Source organism: Pseudomonas sp. MF08831 (assembly GCF_059862645.1).
Genome location: NZ_JCBCUX010000012.1, coordinates 95,836 through 121,950 on the forward strand (window position 1 = coordinate 95,836; position 26,115 = coordinate 121,950).

A 26,115-nucleotide genomic window follows, 5' to 3' on the forward strand; every position below is an offset into this window, starting at 1 on the left:
TCGGAAAGTTTGACTAGTGGGCGTTCTACGGGGTTTGCACGGTAGCCATGTAAGGTTTTTCCCTAGTCGCCAATGGTTTGACCGCTACCTAGACTTACGTCCAATGGGCACCCAGGGCACGGGGGCCGACCATAAAGGACGATAACGACAAGAAACTGCGGTCACTGTTATGAGTAAAGCTGATGCTTTCACGCAGGCGGGAAAAACCGCCGTGTTGCAGAACATCCACGGCACCCTGCAATTCCTGCAACGCTTTCCCCCGTTCAACCAGATGGAAAACGCACACCTGGCGTATCTGGTCGAACAGTGCCAACTGCGCTTCTATAGTCAGGGCGACAGCATCCTCAAGCCGTCGGGTGGGCCGGTGGAGCATTTCTTCATCGTCAAGCAAGGCCGCGTGGTCGGCGAGCGCCCGTTGCTCAATCAAGACGCGACGCAAACCACCTTTGAAATCACCACCGGCGAGTGTTTCCCGCTGGCCGCGTTGCTGGGCGAACGCGCGACCCGCACCGAGCACAAGGCCGCCGAAGACACCTTCTGCCTGCAACTGAACAAGCCGGCCTTTATAAAGCTGTTCGCGCTTTCGAGCCCGTTTCGCGATTTCGCCCTGCGCGGCGTCAGCAGCCTGCTGGACCAAGTGAACCAACAGGTGCAGCAAAAAGCCGTGGAAACCCTCGGCACCCAATACTCGTTGAACACGCGCCTGGGCGAATTGGCCATGCGCCATCCCGTCACTTGCAGCCCGAGCACGCCGCTGCGCGAGGCGGTCACGCTGATGCATGAGCAGCAAGTGGGCAGCATCGTCATCGTCGACGCGCACAAGGCGCCCCTGGGAATTTTCACCTTGCGCGACCTGCGCCAGGTAGTGGCCGATGGCACCAGTGACTTCAATCAGGTCATCGAATCCCATATGACCCAGGCGCCGTTCTATTTGAGCCCGGACCACAGCGCCTTCGACGCCGCCATTGCCATGACCGAACGGCACATCGCCCACGTGTGCCTGGTCAAAGACCAGCGCGTGTGTGGCGTGGTGTCCGAGCGCGACCTGTTTTCCCTGCAGCGGGTGGACCTGGTGCACCTGGCGCGCACCATCCGCAATGCGCCACGCGTGGAAAACCTGGTGGCGATTCGCGGTGAGATCGGCCAATTGGTCGAACGCATGCTCGCCCATGGCGCGTCGTCCACCCAGATTACCCACATTATTACGCTGCTCAACGATCACACCGTGTGCCGTGTGATCGAACTGACCCTGGCCGACAAGGGCGACCCCGGCGTGCCGTTCAGTTGGTTGTGTTTCGGCAGCGAGGGCCGCCGCGAGCAGACGCTGTATACCGACCAGGACAACGGCATCCTGTTCGACGCCAAGGATGCCGCCGAAGCCGCCGAGATCCGTGGCCGTTTGTTGCCCTTGGCACAGCAGATCAACCAGAGCCTGGCGTTGTGCGGTTTCAGCCTGTGCAAGGGCAATATCATGGCCGGCAACCCCGAACTGTGCCTGTCGCGGGCCGAATGGGCGCGGCGCTTCGGGGCGTTTATCCGTGAGGCCACGCCGGAGAACCTGCTGGGGTCGAGCATCTATTTCGATTTGCGCGTGGTGTGGGGCGATGAACAGGGCTGCGAGCAATTGCGCCAGGGCATTCTCGATCAAGTCGCGGACAACCGGCTGTTCCAACGCATGCTGGCCGAGAACGCCTTGCGTCAGCGCCCGCCGGTGGGGCGTTTCCGCGACTTTGTGCTGACGCGCAAAGGTGGCGAAAAGGCCACCCTCGACCTCAAGGTGCAGGGCCTTACGCCCTTTGTCGATGGCGCGCGCCTGCTGGCCCTGGCCAACGGCATCCACGCCAACAACACCCTGGAGCGGCTGCGCCAGTTGGTGGACAAGGCGGTCATTGAGCGACTAGACGGCGCCGCGTATGAAGAGGCCTACCACTTTATCCAGCAAACCCGCATGCAGCAGCACCAACTGCAAACCCGCGAGAACCAGCCGTATTCCAACCGCGTCGACCCTGACAGCCTCAACCACCTGGACCGGCGCATCCTGCGTGAATCCCTGCGGCAGGCGCAGCGCCTGCAAAGCAGCCTGACCTTTCGGTACCAACTGTGAGTTTGTTCAGTTGGCTGCGTGCGAAAAAGCCAGGGCTCGACGCTACCCAGCTCATGCGCCTGGCGCAGTTGCCCGCACCTGCCGTGCTGGGGGATGGCGCCTTGCGCAACCAGCGCTGGGTAGTCGTCGACCTGGAAACCAGCGGCCTTAACCTCAACCGCGACCAAGTGCTGTCCATTGGCGCGGTGGTGATTGAGGACGGTGCGGTGGATTTTTCGCAAATGTTCGAACGCACCTTGCACCGTGCCGAAACAAAGCTGAGCCCCAGCGTGCTGATTCACGGCCTGGGGCCCAGCGCCATCGCCGCCGGCACCGACCCGGTCGAGGCGCTGCTGGACTTCATGGCGTTTGTTGGCGACAGCCCGCTGCTGGCGTTCCATGCCCCCTTCGATCAACACATGCTGTGCCGCGCGCTCAAGGACAGCCTGGGCTATCGCCTGGTGCACCCGTTCCTCGACGTCGCCGACATCGCCCCGCTGCTGTGCCCCGACGCGAATATCCGTGAAGCCGGGCTGGACGACTGGATCAACCACTTCAAGCTGCAGGTCGGTGAGCGCCATCACGCCAGCGCCGACGCCCTGGCCACGGCAGAGTTGATGCTCATCCTGTTGAGCCGTGCGCGTGCGCAGCACATCGACTCCCCGCAGGCGCTTCAAGCACGCGTGAGCCAATGGAAACGGCGCAAACAAGCGCCATCGTTTTAATAGCACCGCCCGACAGACGCCAATTGCGCGCGTTCCTTGCCTCTGACACAATCGCGAATAATTCTCGTTAGTTTAAACCCCTTGTTTATTCGGTGATGCCTTGTCGTCGGTCCAGACCCCACACACTGAGCTTGTTGGCGCGTTGTATCGCGACCATCGTGGCTGGCTGTTGGCGTGGCTGCGGCGCAACGTGGCCTGCCCGAGCCGCGCCGAAGACCTGAGCCAGGACACGTTCATGCGCCTGCTGGGCCGTGACGAGTTGCGCGAACCCCGCGAGCCACGGGCATTTCTGGTGGCTATCGCCAAGGGGCTGCTGTTCGACTACTTCCGGCGCGCGGCCCTGGAACAGGCCTACCTCACTGAACTGATGCTGATCCCGGAAAGCGAACACCCCTCGCCGGAAGAGCAGCAACTGATCCTCGAAGACCTCAAGGCCATCGACCGCTTGCTCGGCAAACTGTCGAGCAAGGCCCGCGCCGCCTTCCTCTATAACCGCCTCGACGGCCTGGGCCACGCCGACATTGCCCAGCGTCTTGGCGTGTCGGTGCCCCGCGTGCGCCAGTACCTGGCGCAAGGCATTCGCCAGTGTTACATCGCACTGTATGGCGAGCCGCTGTGAGCGTGGTCAGCGCCAAGCCGGTCTCGGCGCGCGTGCTGGATGCCGCGATTGCGTGGCAACTGTCCCTGGACTCAGGTGACGGCAACTTCGTTGCACAGGAAGAGTTCGCCAAATGGCTGGCCAGCGATGAAGAACATGCACGCGCCTGGCGCCAGCTGGGCATGCTCGACCAGCGTTTCAGCGTGGCCTCGGGCCCCGCGCGCGCGGCGCTGCTGCACTCGCGCGAAGGCATTCGCCAGCGCGTGCGCAAGCTTGGACGCGGCGTGGCAAGCATCGCGCTGCTCTGCGGCCTGGCGTTGTTTGCCGGTGAGCGATATGTGCCGATCCATTATTGGCTGGCCGACCAGCGCACCGCCACCGGCGAGCAACGCGCGCTGAAACTAGCGGACGGCACGCTGATCAACCTCAATACCCACACCGCCATCGACGTGCGTTTCGACGAAACACGCCGGCTGATCGTGTTGCAGGAAGGCGAGATTCTGGTCGAAACCGGCCACAACGATGCGCGCCCGTTTTATGTACAAACCCGCGATGGCAACCTGCGAGCGCTGGGGACGCGGTTTATCGTCAAGCGCGAAGACCACGCCACACGCTTGAGCGTGCTGCAGTCCGCCGTGGCTGCCCAGCCCCAGGCGCTGCACAAGGAACAGATTTTCAAGGAAGGCCAGCAAGTGCTGATGCGCAGTGACGGCCTCGACCCTGCGCTGGCCGTCTCTCCCGCCGCCGACGCCTGGACGCGCGGCATGCTGGTGGTCGACAACGCCCGCCTGGGCGATGTGGTCGAAGAACTCAGCCGCTACCGCAGCGGGTATCTGGGTGTGGATAAAACCGTGGCCGATCTGCGCATCACCGGCAGCTTCCCGCTGCACGACACGACGCTGGCGCTGAACGCGCTGCTGCCGACGCTGCCGGTACAGATCGAGCAGCACACACTGTGGTGGACCCAGGTGGTCGCAAGGCCGGCGCAAGGCGGGTCGGTTAGCAATAATTGAATCGAGACTATCTCGAAACGTTACAAAAAACTGTCATTTCTCACAGGTACGCAGCCCTGTCTTTTGCCATCCAATGAGCCTTCGTTTTTTCCAGCATTTTGCTGGTGAAGCGATCCTGTTCGGCTAACGAGGATGGACCCATGTCAACCCAACTCAACATCTACAGTCAGAACTATGTCTTCGCCTTTCCTGGCCAAGGGAGCGATCCGTGCGGCGCTCTGGCGGAGCTGTATCAGCATGTACCCGAAGCCCGGGACCCAATTGACACGATTCTGGCAATCATCGAAACCGAGGCGGCGGCGCACGAACCTGATCCCCATCCAGGGTTGGTTACCCAGGTTCTATTGACCCGCGATCACGCCCTGCCGCTGCCTTCGGGTGTGGCGCAACTGGCGCTGTACGGCGCTGCGGTGGTGCTTAACCAGTTGCTGCAGGCCACGGGCATTGTTCCCTCCCTGATCGTTGCGCAAAGCTTCGGCGAAATTGCTGCCAGGGTGTGTGGCGGCGTGCTCGACATTGCGCAGGGTGCCCGCGCGGTCTGTGCCCTCAACGCCGCCTACCGCAGCGAGGAAGGCCGAGGCAGCATGCTGCTGGTCAACCTTTCAGCGCAGGACACGCAAGCACTGCTGGACCGCTACCCCGAGTCGAACCTGGTGCTGGGCTCCGTCAACGCGCCGGCCCAATGCATCATCAGCGGCGAGAAGGCAGACCTGGAGCACCTGCTTGCTCACCACGATGACAGCGCACACCCCTTGCGCCCGGTCTCGATCGCTTACGCGTCGCACTATCCGCCTCACACGGAGGTCGCCCGGCGACTTCACGAAAACCTGCAGCCGCTGGCCCCCAAACCCTTCAAAACACCGATCTACTCAACTGTGCTGGGGCGTCGCTACGAGCCCGAGGACGATTTGCATCACCTGTTTACCCTGGGCGTCACGCAACCCACCAACCTGCCCTACACGTTGGCGCAACTGCCGACGGACAAACACACCGTGTTTATCGACCTTGGGGTGAACAGCGGCCTGTCGGTGTGCATACGCAAAAGCCTGCATCCCGCACAGACCTACGCGCCGCTGGCGCAACCCATCGAAACCCTGCGTCATTTGCTGGTCAACGCGCCCGCCGCGCAAAAGGCCGTGGTTGACTTGCGCCAGCTGGCCAACGGGCCCGTCGATGCCGAGGTTCACGCGCAAATGGCGAAGATTTTCAGCGACCCCGAACTCCATCCTCGCGCCAACCAGAGTTTTCATGACGGCCATCGCCACACCTACCAGCGCTTGCAGCACCTGATGCGCCAGCTGCCCGACGGTATCCATGGCTTTGCGCAGCCGCAGTTATTGATGGCCGAGGCTACCCACGCGGCGCTCACTGATCCCTCGCTGTTCATGGGCTGCGTGATTCAGCAGGGGTTGTGTATCGGCACGCTGCTGGCGTTCGAGCAGGATCACCCGAGCGCCACCCAGTGGCGACGCAAACTGGAGGCCGGTGAGAGTCTGGGGGTTTACGCGCTGACCGAGATAGGTCGCAGCAACTCCCACATGGGCGCGTGTGTCGAGGCAGTATTCGACGCCGACACGCGCACCTTCGTGCTGAACACACCCAACAAGGCCGCGCTTAAATTTGCCAACGTCGGGATCAGCAACCTGGACAAGCTGGGCGTGGTGTTTGCCCAAGTGATCGTTCAGGGCCAGCCCTGTGGCGTCTTCGCGTTCATGCTGCCATTGAGTGACGCCAACGGCCCGCGCCCGGGAGTTTCCATGTCGTCACCGGCGGAAATCCGCGCAGTACCGCTGGATTACGGCCTGGCGAGCTTTGACAACGTGCGCCTGCCCTTCGACGCGTGGCTGCGCGATGGCGCTTCGATCGACGCGTCCAACCAGTTCCACGACCCATTGGGCAGTACGGACCGTCGCCTGATTCGCTCACTGTTTGCGCCCAAGAATGTGTGGGCGATGGTCGGCGTCGGCTTGAGTTCGGTGATGCTTGCCTGTTCAACCCTGGCCCTGACCCATGCCAACCGACGCACGACCCAGGCGCGGATCGGTAACGGCACCGGCCTGTTGGCTTTTCGCACCCAACGCCGCGCGCTGTTCGGTTGCCTGGCCACGGCGTATGTCATGAAGTGCTTTGCCAACGACTCCGCCCGCCGGTGGATTGAAGGCACGGCCAGTCAGGCGTCACTGCACACCACCGGCACAGGCGACGTGACGTGGACACCGTGGGCCGCCATCAGCCAAACCCTGGCGCTGACCAAGGCGCTGTGTGCACCCGCCGCCGAGGCGCTGGCGACAGAGTGTCGGTTGCGCTGCGGGGTGGCCGGTGCGCTCAACCTCAATCGCTTCGCCGACTACGAAGGCATGGCCAAAATCTACCAGGATGCCGGTGGCAATAACCGCATGATCCTGCTGGACGCCGCCAAGGTACTGATCGGCCAACCCTTGAGCGAACCCACACCCCCCAACCCCCAGGCCGGGCTGGATGACGCCGGGTATTGGCAAGCCATGGCTCACACCCTGGAGTACCGTTTGCTCAAGCACGTGGCCGACCATATTGCCCGGCACCGTGGCGAGGGAGAGGACGACATGCAGGTCTGGAACGCGCAGTTGATGGTCGTTGCCCGCGCAGGAGAGGCTTACGCCCAGCGTCTTGCCATCGACAGCGCAATTCGCGCCGGCAGCTTGCTGCCCCACGGGTTGGCCAAGGAACTGGGCAACGCGCTGTGCGGCCTTTACGTGTTGGAATACCTGAACAAGCATGCCGCCTGGTTCATCAGCGAGGGCCTCATGGACATCGCCCGCTACCGCGCCCTTGAGGCTCGGCTTGATTCGCTGAGCGACTTTCTGGCCACACAGGTTGACGTGTTGATCGAAGCCTTCGGTCATGGCGCAGCCACACGCGCGGCAATCGCCCAGACCGATCATTACCCCGACGCCCTGGCCGACAAACTACAGTGGGCAGTCGGCTGAAAAACCCAGCTACCCTGAGCCTTGAGGGCCATGCCGTTCGATCAGTTGCGCACCTTCGCAGATTTATTTTCGCTTGGCCCTATCACTTTTTGATTCTCGTCCGGCACCTAGGCAATTGAGAAATGTTTCCATTCAGGAGCCGCCCTATGTCCCGCACGCTAGACACCTTGTTGCGCCCCAGCCTGTTAGCCGTGGCCATCGCCCTCAGCGCCCCGCTGGCGAGCACCACGCTGATCGCCGCCGAACAGGCTTCCAGCGTGCGCGCCTACAACCTGCCGGCTGCACCGTTGGCCAGCACGCTGAACCAGATCGCCAGCCAGGCCGGCCTTGCGCTGACCCTCAACCCAGCGTTGGCGTCGGGCAAGACCTCGGCACCGGTCAACGGCCAGTTCGATGCGCAGGGCGCGCTGCGAGAGGCGTTGCGTGGCACCGGGCTGCAGCTGGAGCAAAGCAGCGCGGGGACGTTTACGCTGGTGGCGATTCCGGAAGGCGTCGTGGCGTTGGCTGAGACCAGTATCACTGCGCAAGGCGACACTGAAATTGCATGGGGCCCGGTCACTGGCTACCTGGCGACGCGCACTGCGGCCGGCACCAAGACCGACACCGCACTGGTTGAAGCACCGCGCTCGATCTCTGTGGCGACCCGCGAGCAGATGCAGGACCGCAACGTCCAGAACCTCGATGATGCCGTCAAATACATGCCCGGCATCGTATCGTCCAGCTACGGCAGCGACACCCGTTACGACTGGATGCGCGTGCGCGGTTTCGAACCGACTCAATTCCTCGACGGCCTGCCTTTGCCGCGCGGCGTTTACGCCAACCCTAAAGCCGAAACCTGGAACCTCGACCGCCTCGCCCTGCTGCGTGGCCCGGCCTCGTCGATCTATGGCCAGACACCACCAGGCGGCCTGCTGGACATGGTCAGCCGCCGTCCCAGCGAGGAATCGAGCCATGCTATCCAGTTGCAATACGGCAGTGACAACTACCGCCAGATCAACTTCGACAGCACCGGCAAAATCGATGATGAAGGCCAGTTCCTGTATGGCGTCAGCGGCGTGGTACGCGATGCCGGCACCCAGGTCGATCACATCGACAACAAGCGCTACAACATCGCGCCGAGCCTGACCTGGAATATTGATACCGACACCAAGCTGACCCTGCTCTCGCAGTTCACCCGCGACGATACCGGCACCACCAGCCAGTTCATGCCGATCCAGGGCACCAAGATCAAATCGCCGCTGGGCGACGTTTCCCACCACAAGAACCTCGGCGATCCCGACTACGAGTTCTACGACCGCACCTACTACGCAATGGGCTATGCGTTCGAGCACCGTTTCAACGATACCTGGCAGTTCAAGCAGAACCTGCGTTACACCAAGTCGGAGCTGGATTTCCAGCAACTGACCGTGGGTTCCTTTGCTTACTCCCCGGCCGATGCGGCGGGCAATATCAGCCGGTCGACCACCAATGTTGACGAAAGCATCGGCCAGTTGGCGATCGACAACAACTTCCAGGCTGACTTCGCAACGGGCGACATTGCCCACACCCTGCTGCTGGGCCTGGATCACCAACGTACCGATACCTCTTACCGCGCGATATACGGTACAGCGTCGGGTATCAACATTTTCAACCCGATCAATACCCAGCCGACGCTGCGCCCGACGGATGTCCGACCTTTTTACGACTACAACCAGAAAACCGTGCAAACCGGCCTCTACGTGCAGGACCAGATGGCTCTGGACAAGTGGCGCCTGACCCTGGGCGGGCGTGAAGACTGGGTGCATCAAGGCACCACCTACTTCAACGACAACGATGCAACCAACACCGATCGCATCAAACACTTCAGTGGCAACGCGGCGCTGAGCTATGTGTTTGATTCAGGATTCGTACCGTATCTGTCTTACGCCGAGTCGTTCCAGCCGGCGAGCAACGCAGATACCAATGCGCTCAAGACGTTCAAACCGACCGAAGGCAAGCAATGGGAAATGGGGGTGAAGTACCAGCCGCCCGGCTCCAACACATTGCTGAGCGCGGCGGTCTACGACCTGACCCAGAAGAACGTGCAGGTGACTAACCTCGGCCCAGGCGGCCAGCAAATCAACAGCCAGACCGGCGAAGTGAAGGTCAAGGGCCTGGAACTGGAAGCCGTGTCTGACGTGAACGAGAACCTCAAGGTCATCGCCGCCTACACCCTGGCAAAATCCGAGGTGCAAAAAGGCATCTACAAAGGCAACCGCCTGACATTGATGCCAAACCAGCAAGCCTCGCTGTGGACCGATTACACCTGGCACAGCGGCGTACTTGACGGTTTCGGTATCGGTTTTGGTGCCCGCTACACCGGCAACACGTATGGCGACCAGGCCAACACCTGGCTGGGCAAGGCCAACGCCTACACCGTGTTCGATGGTTCGGTGCATTACGATCTGGGCCGCCTGGATAACAGCCTGAAAGGCGCATCGGTTAAATTGAACGCCACCAACCTGTTCAACAAAGACTACCTTTCCACCTGCGACGGCAACTACTGCTACTTCGGTGACCAGCGCAGCGTAGTCGCCAGCGCTACCTACCAGTGGTAATTGGCTGAGTTAATAACCAGGCCGTCCCCCGGGGCGGCTTCGGTGTGTCTGAAGGCTAGAAAATGAAAAGCAAAACCATCCGCCGCTGGTCCTTCATCCACACCTGGACCAGCCTGATCTGCACAGTCTTCCTCCTGTTGCTCGCCCTGACCGGCCTGCCGCTGGTGTTTCACCATGAGATCGATCACCTGCTGGGCAATGAGCCTGAACTGGCGCAGATGCCCGCCGACACCCCGCAGTTGAACCTTGAGCAACTGGTGGCCAAAGCCCAGGCGCATCGCCCGGGTGAGGCGATGCAATACCTGGCGTGGGACGAAGACGACAAGAACGGCGTGATCGCAATCATGGCCGCTACGGCCGGCACCGAACCCAACTCGTCGCACACCTTCATGCTCGATGCGCGCACTGGTGAAGCCGTCGAAACCCCAGCGGCCAATGGCGGCGTGACACTGTTCCTGCTGCGCCTGCATGTGGACATGTTCGCCGGCCTGCCGGGCAAGTTGCTGCTGGCCTTCATGGGCCTTTTGTTTGTGCTGGCGATTGTCTCGGGCACGGTGTTGTACCTGCCGTTCATGCGCCGCTTGAAGTTCGCCACCGTGCGCCAGGACAAGTCCACGCGCTTGCGCTGGCTCGACCTGCATAACCTGATCGGCGTGGTCACGCTGACCTGGGCGCTGGTGGTGGGCGTGACCGGCGTGATCAGCGCCTGCGCCGACCTGATCATCGCCGCCTGGCGCCAGGACAGCCTCAGCGCGATGATCGAACCCTACAAAAACGCGCCGCCACTGACCCAACGCGCGCCGGCCACCGAGCTGCTGAACATTGCCGCCAAGGCCGCGCCCGGCATGGAGCCGGACTTTATCGCCTTCCCCGGCACGCGTTTTTCCAGTGAGCACCATTACGCGGTGTTCATGAAGGGCAGCACGCACCTGACCTCGCACCTGCTCACGCCGGTGCTGATCGACGCCAGCACCCTGGCCGTCACCGCCATCGCTGAGCGGCCGTGGTACATGGACGCCATGGGCATGTCCCAGCCATTGCACTTTGGTGACTACGGCGGCATGCCGATGAAGATTCTCTGGGCGGTGCTCGATGTGCTGACCATCATCGTGCTGGGCAGCGGCGTTTACCTGTGGATCGTGCGGCGCAAGGCGGCCAAGGTATGAAGCCGCGTCAGTCGAACTTCTGGAAGGTGTTTGGCATTCCGCTGGGGATTGGCGTGCTCAGCGCGGCCGGGTTGTTTGCCGCGTTGCTCGGGGATGGGCTGTGGGATTCATTGAGCTGGGTCGGTTTGGGGATTCCTGCGGTCATTGGTGTTTGGGCATTATTCAAGCGGCGTGGCTGAAGACCTCATCGCAGGCAAGCCAGCTCCCACATTTGACTGCGTTCACAATTCAAAATGTGGGAGCTGGCTTGCCTGCGATAGCGCCCTCAAAAACATTCAAAAGCCCCCTCGCCAGCCACCGCGCAACCCTCTAGGCTAGCCACTGCCCATTTCGAGGAATGCCCATGTCCGCGCCCAGCATGACCTTGTTTCACAACCCAGCCTCACCCTTTGTTCGTAAAGTCCGCGTGCTGCTGATCGAAACCGGCCAGCAGGACCGCGTGACCCTGCAAGGCTGCATGCCGACACCGGTCAACCCGGACGCGCAGCTGGTGCACGAAAACCCCGTGGGCAAGATCCCGGCCCTGCGCCTGGCCGACGGCAGCGCCCTGCACGACAGCCGGGTGATCCTCGATTACCTCGACCACCAGCATGTCGGCAACCCCCTTATTCCTCGTGACGGCTCGGCACGCTGGCGCCGCCTGACCCTGGCCTCAATGGCCGACGGCATCATGGACGCCGCCGTGCTGGTGCGCTACGAAACCGCCATGCGCCCGGCAGAAAAGCACTGGGACCAATGGCTGAATGAGCAGCGCAACAAGATCCGTCGCACCCTGGCGGAGTTGGAAGCCAATGCGATTGCCGAGCTGGCCAGCCACTTCGACATTGCGTCGATCAGCGTGGCCTGCGCCTTGGGCTACCTCGACTTCCGCCACCCTGACCTGCAATGGCGCGCCGCGACCCCCCAGCTTGCCGATTGGTACGCCAAGGTCAGCCAGCGGCCTTCGATGCTGCAGACCCAGCCGCCGGTCTGATACTCACCCCAACCTACTGTGGGAGCGGGCTTGCCCGCGATTGCGGCGGGTCATTCAGCGCATCTGTTTCTGACCCACCGCCTTCGCGGGCCAGCCCGCTCCCAGATTGGAAGGTGGTGGAGTTGAGGAAAATGACAATGCTGGCGGCCAACTGCTCACCCAACTGCTGATCTTCCCGTAACCCAATCATTGCACCGCCTCCAGGTCAAACTGCACCTTGCGCTTGCCCACGCCATACCAATCCAGTTTGCGCGTCAGCACCATCACCGTGCCCAATAGCCCGAACAGCAACAGCGAGCCCATCAGCAGCGCGTAATCCTCGGCACTGAGCAGCCCATACAACAGGCCATACAACGCCGCCAGCCCCACCGAAAAGCCCAGCCCATGGGCAATGCTGCGCAGCACGTGGCACACGTAGAAGCCGATCAACAACACACAGGCGCTCGCCGACAACAGGTACGCCGGGCCAAAGCCCATGTGCTCGGACAACGACAACAACAGCAGGTAAAAGAACGCCAGGGCAACGCCCACCAGCGCGTATTGGATCGGGTGCACCGCCAGGTTCTTGAGCACTTCGAACAGGAAGAAGCCGGCAAACGTCAGGGCGATAAACAGCAGCGCGTATTTGATCGCACGGTCGCTCTTGAGGTACTGGTCCACCGGGTCGATGAAGTTCACGCCGAAGCTGCGGCTATTGAAGTCGTCACACACTTTGTCCCACTCACAGCCGCGCAGGGTTTCTTCCAGGTTGGTGGAGAAAAACGTGGTCTGCCAATTGGCGCTGAAGCCCTGCGCGCTGACCTCACGCTGGGCCGGCAGGAAGTTGCCAATGAAGCTGGGGTGCGGCCAATTCGATGCCAGTTTGACCTGGCTGATCTTGCCCACCGGCACCACTTGCAGCTGCTCGGTGCCTTGAAGGCGCAGGTCAAAAGCGAAGTCCAACGGCGCCGGCTTTTTGCTGTCTTGCTCGGGCAGCATCACGTGCACGCCCTCGCCCAGCCACGCCACTTGAGTGCCTGGCGAGAACTCCAGGCGTTGGCTGCCCAGCTCCAGTTTCAGCGCATTTTCGATGCCGCGAATGTCACTGATACCCACCGCCAGATACGCCGGATCAAAGCGGTAATCGGCAAAGTTTTCTTTGATACCCAGTTGCTCCGGTAGCACAAACCGCCCGTTGATGCGGTTGTCGGCATGGAACAGCCGCGCCTGGTAAATGCCCCGCGAACGCAGCTCGGTTTGCACCTTGCCGTCGAGTTCAAACTGCTCCGGCAAGAAATACAGACGACCACGCACCTCGCTGACTTGCTCGTAGCGCTCGTTGAGTTTTTCATTGAGCTTCCACTCCCGGACCGTCTTGCGATACGGCACCACCATCACCGGGCCGGTGAGGCGCTGGCTGTAACTGGAGCTGCGGGCGATGTCCATCAGTACGCCATCGCGCAGTTGCTGGCGGTCGCTGATAATGCCGTTGATCATCAGCAACGGAATCAGCAACAGCAGAATCAGTAGCGCAATCGCGCCAAGTTTGAAAAGCAGGCTGCGGTTCATGGGTCTCTCCCTGTTTTGATGGGCAGAGCGTGAACCGCGCAGATGGGAGATTTATGTGGGCAATGTGGAGACTGTGTGGAGATGCAGCACCACTTGCACGCCGCCTTGCACATTGCCGATCTGCAACGCGCCGCCGTGCAACTTCACCACTTCTTCCACGAAATTAAGGCCCAGGCCGGTGCTTTTGCGCCCGCTGGCCGGGCGTGGCAGCGAGTAGAAACGCTCACTCAGGCGCGGCAAGGCATAGTCGGGAATGGCTGCAGCCTGGTTGAACAGGCTGACCTGCACGTCGTTGTGCTGCGTGTGTGCGCTGAACCTCAAGGTGCCACCGGGCGGCGTGAAGTCCAGGGCGTTATCGAGCAGATTTCCCAAGGCCTGGCGCAGCAGGAACGGCTCGCCAAATACCTTCACATCCGCGGCAATCGCCTGTTCGACGTGCAAGCCGGCGCCTTCAATGCGCGCGCACTGGGCCTTGAGCACCTCGTCGACCAAGGCCGCCAACGGCATGCTGACTTGCTCTTCCAGACCTTGGCGCTGCTCCACTTGGGCGAGGTTCAGCAGGCGCTCGATCAACTGTTGCAAGCGCGCGCTTTCACTGTCGATATTGCCGACGAAACGCTGCTGTTGCTCACGGGTCATGTCGCCCTGCAACAGCTCCGCCGCGCCACGAATTGCCGCCAGTGGGCTTTTCAGCTCGTGGGTCAATGTGTGCACGTAACGCTCGACGTAGGCCTTGCCCTCCAGCTGCGTGCGCATGTGCTCGACGGCGGTGGACAGCTGCTTGAGCTCGCCGCCACGGTAATGCGGCAACTCGGCGCGCCGGCCTTCGCTCACAGCCTGGGCATACGCCGTCAGCCGATGCAGCGCCACGCTCAGCCACCACGACAATACTGCGCCGAGCAGCAGGCCGAGGATCACCAACCCGGCGCCGTACCACAGCAGCCGGTGCTCGGTACGGTCGACATAGGGCTGCAACGAGCTGTTGGGCTTGGCCACGGTGACCACGCCGATGATCTGGCCGTTATCGCGGATCGGCGCGCCCACATGCATCACCGACGAGTTGGGGTCATCCAGTTCGCTTTTGGTCGACCGCGCGCCATATTCGCCGCGCAAGGTCAGGTACACATCGTTCCATTTGGAATAGTCCTGGCCGACCGCCTCGCCCGTGGAATCGAGCAACACAATGCCCTTGGCGTCCGTCACGTAGATACGGTGGTTGACCTGGTTTTTCGGCAGGCCCCAAATGGTCGCGCCCGGCTGGCGGCTGCCGTAGGCCTTGAGCAGCTCCGGCCAGTGGCTTTGGCCGAGGGTGCCGTTCTTCACGTCCAGCCGCAGGATCTCGGCCAGCAGGTTGGCCGTGTCCACCAGGGTTTCTTCGGTGGACTGGCGCACGCCGGGGCGGATCTCTTTCATCACGGTGTTAAGCACGAAATAGCCGGTCAGGCCGATAAACAGCGCGTACACCAGAAAAATCCGCAGCCCCAGGCGCATCAGCTATGGCTCGGGCTGTAGCTGTAACCCAAGCCACGGTGGGTCTGGATCGGCTCGGCGTCGGCGGCCACGCTTCGCAGTTTGCTGCGCAGGCTTTTGATATGGCTGTCGATATTGCGTTCGTAGCCAGCGTCGGCAGGCACGCCCACCGCGTCGAGCAATTGCTCGCGGCTGAACACGCGTTCGGGTTGCTCGAGCAGGCTTTGCAGCAAGCGGAATTCATGACGCGTCAGGCTCAGAGGCTGACCGCGGTAATGGATTTGCATGCGTTCCAGGTCAACCTGGAACACGGCAGGCGCGGCGCCTGGACTGACACGCTTGAGGATGGCCCGCACCCGCGCCGCCACTTCCCTCGGGCTGAACGGCTTGACCACATAATCGTCGGCACCGATCTCCAGGCCCACCACCCGATCAATCTCGGCATCCCGCGCACTGAGGAACAGCACTGGCACTTCACTGAAACGGCGCAATTGCTTGCAGGTTTCAAAGCCGCTGATGTCCGGCAGGCCGATGTCGAGAATGATCAAGTCAGCGGGCGACTGGCGCTGATGGGCCAGCGCCTCCTGGCCAAGGCTCAGCCAGGTGGTGGTGAAGCCCTCGCCTTGCAGGGCGAAAATCAGCGTATCGGCTATCGCCGCTTCGTCTTCGACAATCAGGATATGCGGCATGTGGGTCCGTCAGCAGTCCGGTTTGTCTGCAGTGTAACGACGCGCCGGGTTCACCGCTGCGCCGAATTCACGCAGCGCCTTGGCGCCGATCAGCAGCGGGTAGTTGAAGCTGCTGCGGTCGGTAAGGTTGACCTCAACGGTGCGCTTGACGTTGCCCAGGCACATTTCCAGATCGATCACGGGGCGCTTGGCCACGGTGGCTTCGTCCTTGTCATCGTCTTCGTCAGCGCGGCTTTTGATTTTGCTGATGCGCGAGACTTTGTGTTCGTAGACCTTGTTGGTCGCGTCCTTGCCGCCAAGGCGGAAGCGCACCCAATCGTCGCCATCACGGGTGAAGGTCTCGATGTCTCGGGCCGACAGCGAGGCGGTCAGCGCACCGGTGTCCATCTTGGCCTTGAAGGTTTCGCCGATCTCCGGCAACTGGATGTATTCGTAGCGACCGTAAAGGGTCGGCTCGGCGGCCAGGACAGGCTGGGCAGCCACAACAGGAAGAACGAGGGCGAACGCGGCAAGGAGCAGTTTCACGAAGTGATTTCCTCGAAAGAAGTAGGCGGATTCTAGACCGCAAAGGCAGCACTTAGTTAGTTCTCAACCATACCCGGAATATTGTGAAACATTCGTCCAGCGATTTGCGATTTGGCCTCTAGACTCAGCTTGCTTATCATGGCCCGCCCACAGGATTGCAAGAGTTACTTATGCGCCGCCTGCTCACCGGCTGTTTCGTCACACTGCTGCTATTGCTCAACACCCTGGTGCTGTTCGGGCCGTTGATGCTGTTTGCCCTGCTCAAGCTGGTGGCGCCCGGGCGCTATCGCGACTATGCCTCGTGGGCGGTGATGTGGATCGCCGAGACCTGGGCTGAAATCGACAAGCTGATTTTTTCGCTGTGCATCCCCACCCAATGGGACATCCGCGGTGGCGCGCAGCTACGTGGCGACACCTCTTACCTGGTGATCAGCAACCATCAGTCGTGGGTCGACATTCCGGCGCTGATCCAGGCGCTCAACCGGCGCACGCCGTTCTTCAAATTCTTCCTGAAAAAAGAGCTGATCTGGGTGCCCTTCCTCGGCCTGGCCTGGTGGGCGCTGGATTACCCATTCATGAAGCGCTACACCAAGGCATTCCTGGCCAAGCACCCGGAGCTGGCAGGCCAGGACCTGAAAATCACCAAACAAGCCTGCGAGCTGTTCAAGCGCCAGCCGGTGACCGTGGTGAATTACCTCGAAGGCACGCGGTTCAACGCGGCCAAACACAAGCAGCAGGACTCACCGTATGCCCGGTTGCTCAAACCCAAGGCGGGCGGTGTGGCGTTTGTGCTGGCAGCGCTGGGTGAACAGCTGGATGCCGTGCTCGACGTGACCGTGGTCTATCCGCAGCAAAAAATTCCGGGGTTTTGGGATTTGATCAGCGGCGCGGTGCCCAAAGTAATCATCGACATTCGCACCCGTGAACTCGACCCGGCGCTATGGCAGGGCGATTACGAGAATGATCCGGCCTTTCGCCAGACCGTCCAGAACTGGGTGAACCAGCTCTGGAGGGAGAAGGACGCGCGCATCACACAACTGCGCGCGGAGCCTATTTAGCTGCCAGTGCCCCAGGCCGAGGCGAGTTTGCCCAGCACCGACTCGTTGGCGCCCTGGCCACCCAGGTATTGCAGGATCACCGGCGCAAACTTGCCGATCATGCTGTTATCCATGCCCAGCGCGCTGAAGGCGGTGTTCAGGTCGTTGGTGTTCTTCACGCTACCCAGCACGCTGTCCAGGCCGCTGGTTTTGCTGCCGCCGCTCTGGCCGAGCATCCCGCTCAAGGCGCCGAGGCTGCCCAGAGAGTTGCTCCCCGAGAGTTTGTCCAGGCCGGGCACGCTTTTGCCCAATTGCGAATAGTCGGTGCTGCTCAATTGGTTCTTGGCCAGGCCCAACATGGCGCCAGTGCCGCCGACGGCTTGTTCAGGGGTGACGTTCAGTTGCGAAGTCAGGGCGCTCAGCAGCCCTGCGGTCTGGGAACTTGGCGCTGCAGCAGCCGCCTTGTTGTTGCTGCCCTGGGCGCCGGAAACGGCGTTGGCCACGTCACCGAGGCTGAAACCTGCGGCAAACACCGGGCTGGCGGCCACGGTCATCAGGCAGGACAGGGCAAAACCGCGTGAAATCTTCATTAAGACAACCTCTGAATGTAGGAGCTAAAAGCAGGCGTTGGACTGACAGTCCCGAAGGATTGTTCCCACCTGAAGATTAGTTCAGAAAAAGCTGCATCCAAATTACCCGCCCGCGCGTATACCCAGCATGCACCGCTCGGAGTCGGATGGAATGAATGCTCAAGCTGGACTACCCTCTGCCTACCGTGCGCAGTCCCGTCGCCCTCGTTCGAGAGCCTGGAGAAGCCCTATTTCGATCAACGATGCTGACCCCTTGCAGCCCCTGCTGGCGCAGTGCGCTCTGGGCAACCGCCAGGCGTTCGAGACCCTCTACCGCAGTGTTTCGCCACGCCTGCACGGTGTTGCGTTCCGGTTCATGGGCCGCAAGGACCTGGCTGAAGAAGTCCTGCAGGAAGCCTTTGTGCGCATCTGGTACAACGCTTCGCGCTACGAGGCGCACCTGGCGGCGCCGATGACCTGGATGGTGAATATCACCCGTAACCTGGCCATCGACCAGTTGCGCAAGCACCGTGAACAGCCCTTGGCCGATGGCCAGCAGGACGCAATGCTTGACGACAGCCCCAGCGCCCACGAGCAACTCGACAGCGAGCGCGAGGCCCGCGCCCTGAACCGCTGCCTCGACACGCTCGATGGCATGCAGCGCCAATCGATCACCGTGGCTTACTTCCAGGGCCTGTCGTGCTCGGAATTGGCCGACCACTTGGCGGCGCCCCTGGGCTCGGTCAAATCCTGGATTCGCCGCGGCATGGAGCGCCTGCGCAGGTGCCTTGAATCATGAACTACCAAACCACCGCCCTGCGCCGCGCCCTCGCCGCCGACTACGCGATCGGCCTGATGCCGGCTACCGCCCGTCGGCGCTTCGACGCCCTGTTATTGGAAGACGCTGCGCTGCGCGTCGAACTCGGCCATTGGCAGGATGCCCTCGCCAGCCTGACCGGCGCGCTGCCCGAACGGCCGGTGCCCGATCATGTATGGGCAGGCATCAAGGCACGGATCGAGCCGCAAGTACTGCATGTGCCGGCGAAGAAACCGTTCTGGATGAACGTGCGTCTGCTGGCGGCTGCCTGCGCAGTCGTGGTTGCCGTGCTGGTCGGAGTGCTTTATCAGCGTGATATCGGCGCCGAGTACAACGCCACGCTGGTCGCGGCTAACCAGCAACCGGCAATGCAGATCCAGGCGTTTGGCGATCACCTGCAAGTGGAGCCGCTGACGTTGGCGGCGGTAGAGCCGACGCGCGCGCTGGAACTGTGGGTCATTGCGCCCGGTGGCAAACCGGTTTCTCTGGGGTTGGTGCCCAGCTCGGGTAAAGGCCGAATCCAGCTGAGCCAGGAACAGCAAGCGCTGCTGGCTGCACCCGTGACCCTCGCCGTCAGCCTTGAGCCGCAAGGCGGCTCGCCGACCGGGCAGCCAACCGGACCGGTGTTGTACCAAGGCGCACTGGCCTCTCGCTGACACCATTCGATACCTGTGGGAGCTGGCTTGCCTGCGATAGCGGTGGGTCAGCCAAGGATAGGTCAACAGGCCCGCCGCCATCGCAGGCAATCCAGCTCCCACATTTTGATCTTCGTCGGCCAGACGACCTGCTCACGGCGCTTGCAGGCTTAAGCACTCGACGCAAAAAGGGCGACCCATGGGTCGCCCTTTTGTTTGGCCTAAGCCTTACGCCGCACTGAACAACTTATGCGGATCAATCACAAACTTCTTCGGCACACCCGCATCGAACTCGCCGTACCCACGCGGCGCGTCATCCAGGCTGATGACCTGCACACCAACAATTTCAGCAATGTTGATGCGGTCCCACATGATTGCCTGCATCAGCTGGCGGTTGTACTTCATCACTGGGGTTTGGCCGGTGTGGAAGCTGTGGGATTTAGCCCAGCCCAGACCGAAGCGAATGCTCAGGCTGCCCATTTTCGCGGCGGCGTCGACGGCGCCTGGGTCTTCGGTGACGTACAGGCCAGGGATACCGATTTTGCCCGCCACGCGGACCACGCCCATCAGCGAGTTGAGCACGGTGGCCGGTGCTTCTGCCTTGGCGCCTTCATGGCCGTGGCCACGGGCTTCGAAGCCCACCGCATCGACGGCGCAGTCAACTTCGGGCTCGCCCAGCAGTGCGGCGATCTGTTCGTGCAGCGGCGTGTCTTTGGACAGGTCGGCAATTTCAAAGCCCTGCGCCTTGGCGTGTGCCAGGCGAATCGGGTTGACGTCGCCGATGATCACCACAGCGGCGCCCAGCAACCGCGCCGAAGCGGCCGCGGCCAGGCCAACCGGGCCGGCGCCGGCGATATACACCGTGCTGCCCGGACCAACGCCAGCGGTGACGGCGCCGTGGTAGCCGGTTGGCAGGATGTCGGAGAGGCAGGTCAGGTCGCGAATTTTCTCCATGGCCTTGTCGCGGTCCGGCAGTTTCAGCAGGTTGAAGTCGGCGTACGGCACCAGCACGTATTCGGCCTGGCCGCCGGTCCAGTCGCCCATGTCGACATAACCGTATGCGCCACCGGCACGGGCCGGGTTGACGGTCAGGCACACGCCGGTGTGTTGTTCTTTGCAGGAGCGGCAGCGGCCGCATGCGACGTTGAACGGCACCGAGACCAGGTCGCCGATTTTCAGGTTTTCGACGTCGCTGCCCTTCTCGATCACTTCGCCGGTGATTTCGTGCCCCAGGACCAGGCCGGTCTGGGCGGTGGTGCGGCCGCGCACCATGTGTTGGTCGGAGCCGCAGATGTTGGTGGAGACCACGCGCAGGATGACGCCGTGCTCAATCTTCCTGCCACGGGGGTCCTGCATTTTGGGGTAGTCGATTTTCTGTACTTCGACCTTGCCGTTGCCGAGATACACGACACCACGATTACCAGACATGCTTTCACCTCGCTGTTGTTTTTATGGAACCGCGTTGCCCAGGCAGGCAGCGCGTTTAAGTGCTCGGGTTACAGATGCTGTGTTTGCGTTGTTTGTCAGGGCCTCATCGGGGGCAAGCCCCCTCCTACATTTGACTGCATTCACCTATCAAAGGTGGGAGGGGGCTTGCCCCCGATGGCGTCAGTCAAAGCACCACCGTTCTATTGGCGTTCAAGAACACCCGCCGCTCAATGTGATACCCCACCGCCCGGGCCAACGTCAGCCCTTCGATATCCCGCCCCTTGGCAATCAAATCCTCGGGATAGTGGCTGTGGTCCACCACCTCCACGCCCTGGGCGATGATCGGGCCTTCATCCAGATCGTTATTGATGTAATGCGCGGTGGCGCCAACCAGTTTCACGCCCTTGTTGTAGGCCTGGTGATACGGCTTGGCGCCCTTGAACCCCGGCAGCAACGAGTGGTGGATATTGATGGCCTTGCCATCCAGCTTGCGGCACAGCTCTGGCGACAGCACTTGCATGTAGCGCGCAAGAATCACCAGTTCGGCGCCGGTCTCTTCAATCACTTGCCACACCTGACGCTCCTGGGACGGCTTGTCGTTGGGGTCGAGGGGGAAATGGTAGTAGGGAATCTGGTGCCAGTCGGCCAATGGCTTGAGGTCAGGGTGATTGGACACCACGGCGACCACGTCCATCGACAGTTGGCCGATGCGCTGGCGGTACAGCAGGTCGTTGAGGCAGTGATCGGCCTTGGAGACCATGATCACCACTTTTGGCCGGTAATTCGGCGCCGTCAGCTCGAAGATCATGCCAAACGCTTCACCGCGCGTGGCCAGGCCGTCGCGAAACGCCTGCTCGTCAAACCCGTCGGGCTGGCGGAATTCCACGCGAATAAAAAACCGGCCCGAGAGTCGGTCATCGAACGAATGGTGCTCGGTGACGTAGCAGCCCTGTTCGAACAGGTAGCGGGTGACCGCGTCCACCGTGCCGAGCACGCTGGGGCAGTCGGCGGTCAAAATCCATGTATCAAGTGCGCGGCTCATAGTGAATCCTCAGGCCCTTGTGGCGAGGGGGCTTGCTCCCCGTTGGGCGGCGAAGCAGCCCCAAAACCTGCCACTCGGCTGTTTCAGAAAAAATACGCGAATCCTGGGACCGCTGCGCGCTCCAACGGGGGGCAAGCCCCCTCGCCACAACAGCCCTCTGGTGTTCATTCGATCAGGCTTGGACGCTCAAGCCGAATTCGGCCGAGGCATCCTGCAGCCACAACCACCAGTAGTCCGAGAAGCTGCGACGAATCACCAGTTCCCAGGTGTCCTCAGCCGTGTGGCGGATCACCAGTTGGGACTTGGCGAACACCGTGCCCACCGCCTTGCCCACCGGGAAGTTGTTGGGGTGCACGTCGTAGCTGGTGGACTTCATCAGCACGTCGCGCACATTCGGGCCGCTGAGTTCGAGGATCTGCTGACCGCCGCTGACGTTGACGACCTGGATATGCAGGTCGCCCAAGGCAGCCCGCAGGTTTTGTTCGGCGGCGAATTCTTCACCGCTTGGCACCACCAGCAGCCACTCATCCGGGCCGAGCCATTGCAGGCTGGTTTCGCCGTTGATGATGACTTGCAGGGCGCCAGGCAGTTCGATGCCGAGGGCTTTGTGCACGCCGGCAGCGAAGGCCGCATCGTGGCCATCGCCACGGAGGGTCAGGTGGCCGAGCAGTTTCTTTTCACGCACGGTCACGCCGGCGTTCTTGCGGCCCTTGCCTACCAGGCTGGCGAGGTCGGCATGGTGCAGCGACGACTCGGCCTTGGCGCCGGCGGTGGGGCGTTGTTGGTAAACATTGGCTGCTGTCATAAAGCACCTATCTGAATTCTGTTGTGCGGCTACTGGCCTCATCGGGGGCAAGCCCCCTCCCACAGGGGAATGCATTTCACAATGTGGGAGGGGCTTGCCCCCGATGCAGGCACCTCGGTCTATCAGATGTTCTGCCGCTCACCTTTCGGGTCAAAGAACACCGAGGACACAATCTCCGCCTCGATCACGCTGCCATCGGCCTGCGGTGAGAACACCCGCTCGCCGATGCGCTTCAAACCGCCCTTCACCACCGCCATCGCAAACGAGTAACCCAGCGAGTTATGCGCATAGCTTGAGGTCACGTGGCCGACCATCTTCATCGGGATCGTCTGCTTCGGATCGAACACCAGCTGCGCGCCTTCCGGCAGCCACACCGTCGGATCAATCGGCTTCAAGCCCACCAGTTGCTTGCGCTCTTCGCGTACGCAGTCTTCACGGTTCATCCCGCGCCAGCCGATCCAAGAGAACGGTTTGGTGCGGCCTACGCACCAGCCCATGTTCAGGTCGTCCGGGGTCATCGAGCCGTCGGTGTCCTGGCCGACGATGATGAAGCCCTTCTCGGCCCGCAGCACGTGCATGGTCTCGGTGCCGTACGGGGTCAGGTTGTACTTTTTGCCCGCCTCGACGATCTGCTCGAGCACGCCCATGGCGTAGTCGGCCTGCACGTTGACCTCAAACGACAGCTCGCCGGTAAACGAAATACGGAACACCCGCGCCGGCACGCCGCCGACCAGGCCTTCTTTCCAGGTCATGAACGGGAAGCCGTCCTTGTCCAGGTCGATATCAGTCACTTCGGCCAGCAGCTTGCGGCTGTTGGGGCCGGACAGGGTCATGGTTGCCCAGTGGTCGGTGACCGAAGTGAAGTACACCTTCAGGTCTGGCCACTCGGTCTGTTGATAGATCTCCAGCCATTGCAATACGCGCGCGGCGCCGCCGGTGGTGGTGGTCATCAGGAAGTGGTTGTCAGCGAGGCAGGCGGTCACGCCGTCGTCGAAGACCATGCCGTCTTCCTTGCACATCAGGCCGTAGCGCGCCTTGCCCACGTCGAGCTTGGTCCAGGCATTGCTGTAGATGCGGTTGAGGAACTCGCGCGCATCCGGGCCTTGAATGTCGATCTTGCCGAGGGTGGACGCATCCAGCAGGCCGACGCTGTCGCGCACGGCCAGGCATTCGCGTTTGACGGCGGCGTGCAGGTCTTCACCGTTACGCGGGAAGTACCACGGGCGTTTCCACTGGCCGACGTCTTCAAACTCGGCGCCGTTTTTCACGTGCCAGGCGTGCAGCGCGGTGTAGCGCACCGGCTCGAAGATGTGCCCACAGTGGCGGCCCGCTACGGCGCCGAAGGTCACCGGCGTGTAGTTGGGGCGGAACATGGTGGTGCCCATCTGCGGGATGGTCACATTCAGCGAACGGGCCGCGATGGCCAGGCCGTTGACGTTGCCGAGCTTGCCCTGGTCAGTGCCGAAGCCCAGCGCGGTGTAGCGTTTGACGTGCTCGACCGACTCGAAACCTTCGCGGGTGGCGAGTTCGATGGCGGCGGCGGTCACGTCGTTTTGCAGGTCGACAAATTGCTTCGGCGCCCGTGCAGTGGCTTTCTCGTGAGGCACCTGGAACAGCGCCAGGGTCGGCTCTTCCAGACGGCTCAAGGCTTTGGGCAGCGTGCCTTCCACCGGCGCAAAACCGGCTTCGCTGGCCGCGCGCACGCCGCCTTCAAAGCCATCGGCCAGAGAATCGCCAAGGCCGTAGACGCCATTGATCCCACCCACGCACACGCGTTTTTGCGGTGCTTCGCCCGGCACAAAACCGAGGATGTCTTCACGCCAGGTCGGCTTGCCGCCCAAGTGCGAAGCCAGGTGAACCACCGGGCTGTAGCCGCCGGAGCTGGCGACCAGGTCGCAGTCGAGCCACTCACCGGGGCTGGTGACTTTGTGCGCTTTAACGTCAATGGCGGCGACGCGAGCAGCGGTCACGTGCTTGCTGCCACGCGCTTCGATCACGGCGCTGCCGGTGAGGATGCGAATGCCTTTGGCGCGGGCTTCTTCCACCAGCGCACCGCGAGGGTTGTGGCGCGCATCGGCCACGGCGACGACGGTAAGGCCCGCGTCGAACCAGTCCAGCGCCACGCGGTAGGCGTGGTCGTTATTAGTCGAGAGCACCAGCTTTTTACCGGGTGCCACGCCGTAACGACGCACGTAAGTCGAGACCGCGCCGGCGAGCATGTTGCCCGGCACGTCGTTGTTGCCGTACACCAACGGGCGCTCGCAGGCACCGGTCGCCAGCACCACGCGCTTGGCCCGCACACGGTGGATGCGCTGACGCACCACGCCAATCGGCGCGCGGTCACCGAGGTGGTCGGTGAGGCGTTCGTGAATGGTCAGGAAGTTGTGGTCGTGGTAACCGTTGACGGTGGCGCGGGGCAGCAGCACCACGTCCGGCAGAGCCTTGAGCTCAGCGATCACACTGGCAACCCACTCGGTGGCCGGCTTGCCGTCGAGGCTTTCGCGCGAATCCAGCAGCGAGCCGCCGAACTCTTCCTGCTCGTCGGCGATGATCACTCGCGCACCGCTGCGCGCAGCCGCCAGAGCAGCCGATAAACCGGCAGGGCCTGCGCCCACAATCAGCACGTCGCAATGACGGTTCATGTTGTCGTAGGTGTCCGGATCGTTCTCGGTGGGCGAGCGCCCCAGACCTGCTGCCTTGCGAATGTACTTCTCGTACGTCATCCAGAACGATTGCGGGTACATGAAGGTTTTGTAGTAGAAACCCGGTGGCATCAGCTTGCCGCCGACCTTGCCGAGAATGCCCATCATGTCGTTGTTCACGCTCGGCCAGCCGTTGGTGCTGGTTGCGACCAAACCCTGGTAAAGCGCCTGTTGCGTGGCACGCACGTTAGGGATTTGCGTGGCTTCGGTGGCGCCGATCTGCAGCACCGCGTTCGGCTCTTCGGCACCGGCGGCAAAGATGCCGCGCGGGCGCGAGTACTTGAAGCTGCGGCCGATGATGTCGACGCCATTGGCCAGCAAGGCGGCGGCCAGCGTGTCGCCCTCAAAGCCTTTGTAGCTCTGGCCGTTGAAGCTGAAGGTCAGGACTTTGTTACGGTCGATGCGACCACCGTTGGACAGGCGATTGATCTGGCTCATACCTTCTCTCCAGAAGCCTTGGCGGTGAATTGCGGCTGAGTGCCTATCTTGTAGGTTTCAAGAATTTCGTAGGTCACGGTGTCGCGCGTGGCGTTGAAATACTGGCGGCAACCGGCGGCGTGAATCCACAGCTCGTGGTGCAGCCCGCGGGGGTTGTCGCGGAAGAACATGTAGTCGCCCCACTGCTCATCGGTGCAGGCATTCGGGTCCAGCGGGCGCGGGATGTGCGCTTGGCCGGACGCGTGGAATTCCTCTTCGGAGCGCAGTTCGCCACAGTGAGGACAGAAGATATGCAACATAGGAAATTTCT

At 62.0% G+C, this 26,115-nt stretch carries 22 protein-coding genes; 12 read left to right on the forward strand and 10 right to left on the reverse strand.

Annotation, left to right across the window (positions count from 1 at the left end; translation table 11 throughout):
- The first annotated feature begins 169 nt into the window (after nt 1-169).
- The 9 genes from AC19YS_RS22835 to AC19YS_RS22875 all read left to right on the forward strand — a co-directional run bounded on the left by AC19YS_RS22835 (nt 170) and on the right by AC19YS_RS22875 (nt 12,100).
- Nucleotides 170-2,104 (forward strand): putative nucleotidyltransferase substrate binding domain-containing protein, encoded by a 1,935-nt coding sequence (locus AC19YS_RS22835; protein WP_200622066.1) that lies wholly within the window; start codon nt 170-172, stop codon nt 2,102-2,104.
- Nucleotides 2,101-2,808 (forward strand): 3'-5' exonuclease, encoded by a 708-nt coding sequence (locus tag AC19YS_RS22840; protein WP_106575563.1) that lies wholly within the window; start codon nt 2,101-2,103, stop codon nt 2,806-2,808. Before AC19YS_RS22835 ends, AC19YS_RS22840 begins: the two co-directional genes overlap by 4 nt.
- 100 nt (nt 2,809-2,908) lie before the next feature.
- A complete protein-coding gene (locus AC19YS_RS22845) occupies nt 2,909-3,427 on the forward strand; it encodes an RNA polymerase sigma factor (RefSeq protein ID WP_124418608.1) in 519 nt (172 codons plus the stop codon).
- Nucleotides 3,424-4,419 carry a FecR domain-containing protein gene (locus AC19YS_RS22850; RefSeq protein ID WP_169367741.1) on the forward strand — a complete coding sequence of 332 codons (996 nt, stop codon included), beginning with the start codon at nt 3,424-3,426 and terminating at the stop codon, nt 4,417-4,419. Before AC19YS_RS22845 ends, AC19YS_RS22850 begins: the two co-directional genes overlap by 4 nt.
- A 140-nt stretch (nt 4,420-4,559) precedes the next feature.
- Nucleotides 4,560-7,385 carry an acyltransferase domain-containing protein gene (locus tag AC19YS_RS22855; RefSeq protein ID WP_500602708.1) on the forward strand — a complete coding sequence of 942 codons (2,826 nt, stop codon included), beginning with the start codon at nt 4,560-4,562 and terminating at the stop codon, nt 7,383-7,385.
- 146 nt (nt 7,386-7,531) lie between these two features.
- Nucleotides 7,532-9,961: a TonB-dependent siderophore receptor gene (locus tag AC19YS_RS22860; RefSeq protein WP_500602709.1), complete on the forward strand. Its 2,430-nt coding sequence runs from the start codon at nt 7,532-7,534 to the stop codon at nt 9,959-9,961.
- Nucleotides 9,962-10,023: 62 nt separating this feature from the next.
- Complete coding sequence (locus AC19YS_RS22865) at nt 10,024-11,127, forward strand: PepSY-associated TM helix domain-containing protein (RefSeq protein ID WP_500602710.1); 1,104 nt, start codon at nt 10,024-10,026, stop codon at nt 11,125-11,127.
- A complete protein-coding gene (locus tag AC19YS_RS22870; RefSeq protein WP_119737602.1) occupies nt 11,124-11,306 on the forward strand; it encodes a hypothetical protein in 183 nt (60 codons plus the stop codon). Before AC19YS_RS22865 ends, AC19YS_RS22870 begins: the two co-directional genes overlap by 4 nt.
- A gap of 164 nt (nt 11,307-11,470) precedes the next feature.
- The gene (locus tag AC19YS_RS22875) at nt 11,471-12,100 is read left to right on the forward strand and encodes a glutathione S-transferase (RefSeq protein ID WP_500602711.1); all 630 of its coding nucleotides are present in this window, start codon (nt 11,471-11,473) and stop codon (nt 12,098-12,100) included.
- 186 nt (nt 12,101-12,286) lie between these two features.
- Here the strand turns inward: AC19YS_RS22875 and creD are convergent, their stop codons facing one another.
- Genes creD through rloA2 form a run of 4 tightly spaced genes read right to left on the reverse strand, consistent with a single transcriptional unit; the run spans nt 12,287 to nt 16,332 of the window.
- Nucleotides 12,287-13,648 (reverse strand): cell envelope integrity protein CreD, encoded by a 1,362-nt coding sequence (creD, locus tag AC19YS_RS22880; protein ID WP_200622081.1) that lies wholly within the window; start codon nt 13,646-13,648, stop codon nt 12,287-12,289.
- Between the two features lie 51 nt (nt 13,649-13,699).
- On the reverse strand, nt 13,700-15,139 hold the full coding sequence (gene creC, locus AC19YS_RS22885) for a two-component system sensor histidine kinase CreC (protein ID WP_500602712.1): 1,440 nt from the start codon (nt 15,137-15,139) through the stop codon (nt 13,700-13,702).
- Nucleotides 15,139-15,807, reverse strand: coding sequence for a two-component system response regulator CreB (creB, locus tag AC19YS_RS22890; protein ID WP_500602713.1), 669 nt, complete (start codon nt 15,805-15,807; stop codon nt 15,139-15,141). Before creB ends, creC begins: the two co-directional genes overlap by 1 nt.
- A 9-nt stretch (nt 15,808-15,816) precedes the next feature.
- Nucleotides 15,817-16,332: a retropepsin-like aspartic peptidase RloA2 gene (gene rloA2 / locus AC19YS_RS22895; RefSeq protein WP_106575574.1), complete on the reverse strand. Its 516-nt coding sequence runs from the start codon at nt 16,330-16,332 to the stop codon at nt 15,817-15,819.
- A 170-nt stretch (nt 16,333-16,502) separates the two neighbouring features.
- Here rloA2 and yihG point away from each other — a divergent pair, with 170 nt between their 5' ends.
- Complete coding sequence (yihG, locus tag AC19YS_RS22900) at nt 16,503-17,390, forward strand: 1-acylglycerol-3-phosphate O-acyltransferase, YihG family (protein ID WP_169367748.1); 888 nt, start codon at nt 16,503-16,505, stop codon at nt 17,388-17,390.
- Here the strand turns inward: yihG and AC19YS_RS22905 are convergent.
- Nucleotides 17,387-17,959: a DUF2780 domain-containing protein gene (locus AC19YS_RS22905; protein ID WP_500602714.1), complete on the reverse strand. Its 573-nt coding sequence runs from the start codon at nt 17,957-17,959 to the stop codon at nt 17,387-17,389. The genes yihG and AC19YS_RS22905 overlap by 4 nt on opposite strands.
- Before the next feature lie 151 nt (nt 17,960-18,110).
- Between AC19YS_RS22905 and AC19YS_RS22910 the strand changes: the two genes are divergently transcribed.
- Nucleotides 18,111-18,737: a sigma-70 family RNA polymerase sigma factor gene (locus AC19YS_RS22910; protein WP_106575577.1), complete on the forward strand. Its 627-nt coding sequence runs from the start codon at nt 18,111-18,113 to the stop codon at nt 18,735-18,737.
- On the forward strand, nt 18,734-19,411 hold the full coding sequence (locus tag AC19YS_RS22915) for an anti-sigma factor (protein ID WP_500602715.1): 678 nt from the start codon (nt 18,734-18,736) through the stop codon (nt 19,409-19,411). The genes AC19YS_RS22910 and AC19YS_RS22915 overlap by 4 nt, the downstream gene beginning before the upstream one ends.
- A 207-nt stretch (nt 19,412-19,618) precedes the next feature.
- Here AC19YS_RS22915 and fdhA read toward each other — a convergent pair whose 3' ends face one another.
- The 5 genes from fdhA to AC19YS_RS22940 all read right to left on the reverse strand — a co-directional run bounded on the left by fdhA (nt 19,619) and on the right by AC19YS_RS22940 (nt 26,104).
- The gene (gene fdhA / locus AC19YS_RS22920; RefSeq protein WP_034116135.1) at nt 19,619-20,818 is read right to left on the reverse strand and encodes a formaldehyde dehydrogenase, glutathione-independent; all 1,200 of its coding nucleotides are present in this window, start codon (nt 20,816-20,818) and stop codon (nt 19,619-19,621) included.
- Between the two features lie 184 nt (nt 20,819-21,002).
- Nucleotides 21,003-21,860, reverse strand: coding sequence for a formyltetrahydrofolate deformylase (gene purU, locus AC19YS_RS22925; protein ID WP_500602716.1), 858 nt, complete (start codon nt 21,858-21,860; stop codon nt 21,003-21,005).
- A gap of 172 nt (nt 21,861-22,032) precedes the next feature.
- A complete protein-coding gene (locus AC19YS_RS22930) occupies nt 22,033-22,665 on the reverse strand; it encodes a sarcosine oxidase subunit gamma (protein WP_106575580.1) in 633 nt (210 codons plus the stop codon).
- 122 nt (nt 22,666-22,787) lie between these two features.
- Complete coding sequence (locus tag AC19YS_RS22935) at nt 22,788-25,805, reverse strand: sarcosine oxidase subunit alpha (RefSeq protein ID WP_200622084.1); 3,018 nt, start codon at nt 25,803-25,805, stop codon at nt 22,788-22,790.
- Nucleotides 25,802-26,104, reverse strand: coding sequence for a sarcosine oxidase subunit delta (locus AC19YS_RS22940; RefSeq protein WP_074847785.1), 303 nt, complete (start codon nt 26,102-26,104; stop codon nt 25,802-25,804). The genes AC19YS_RS22935 and AC19YS_RS22940 overlap by 4 nt, the downstream gene beginning before the upstream one ends.
- Nucleotides 26,105-26,115: the final 11 nt, after the last annotated feature.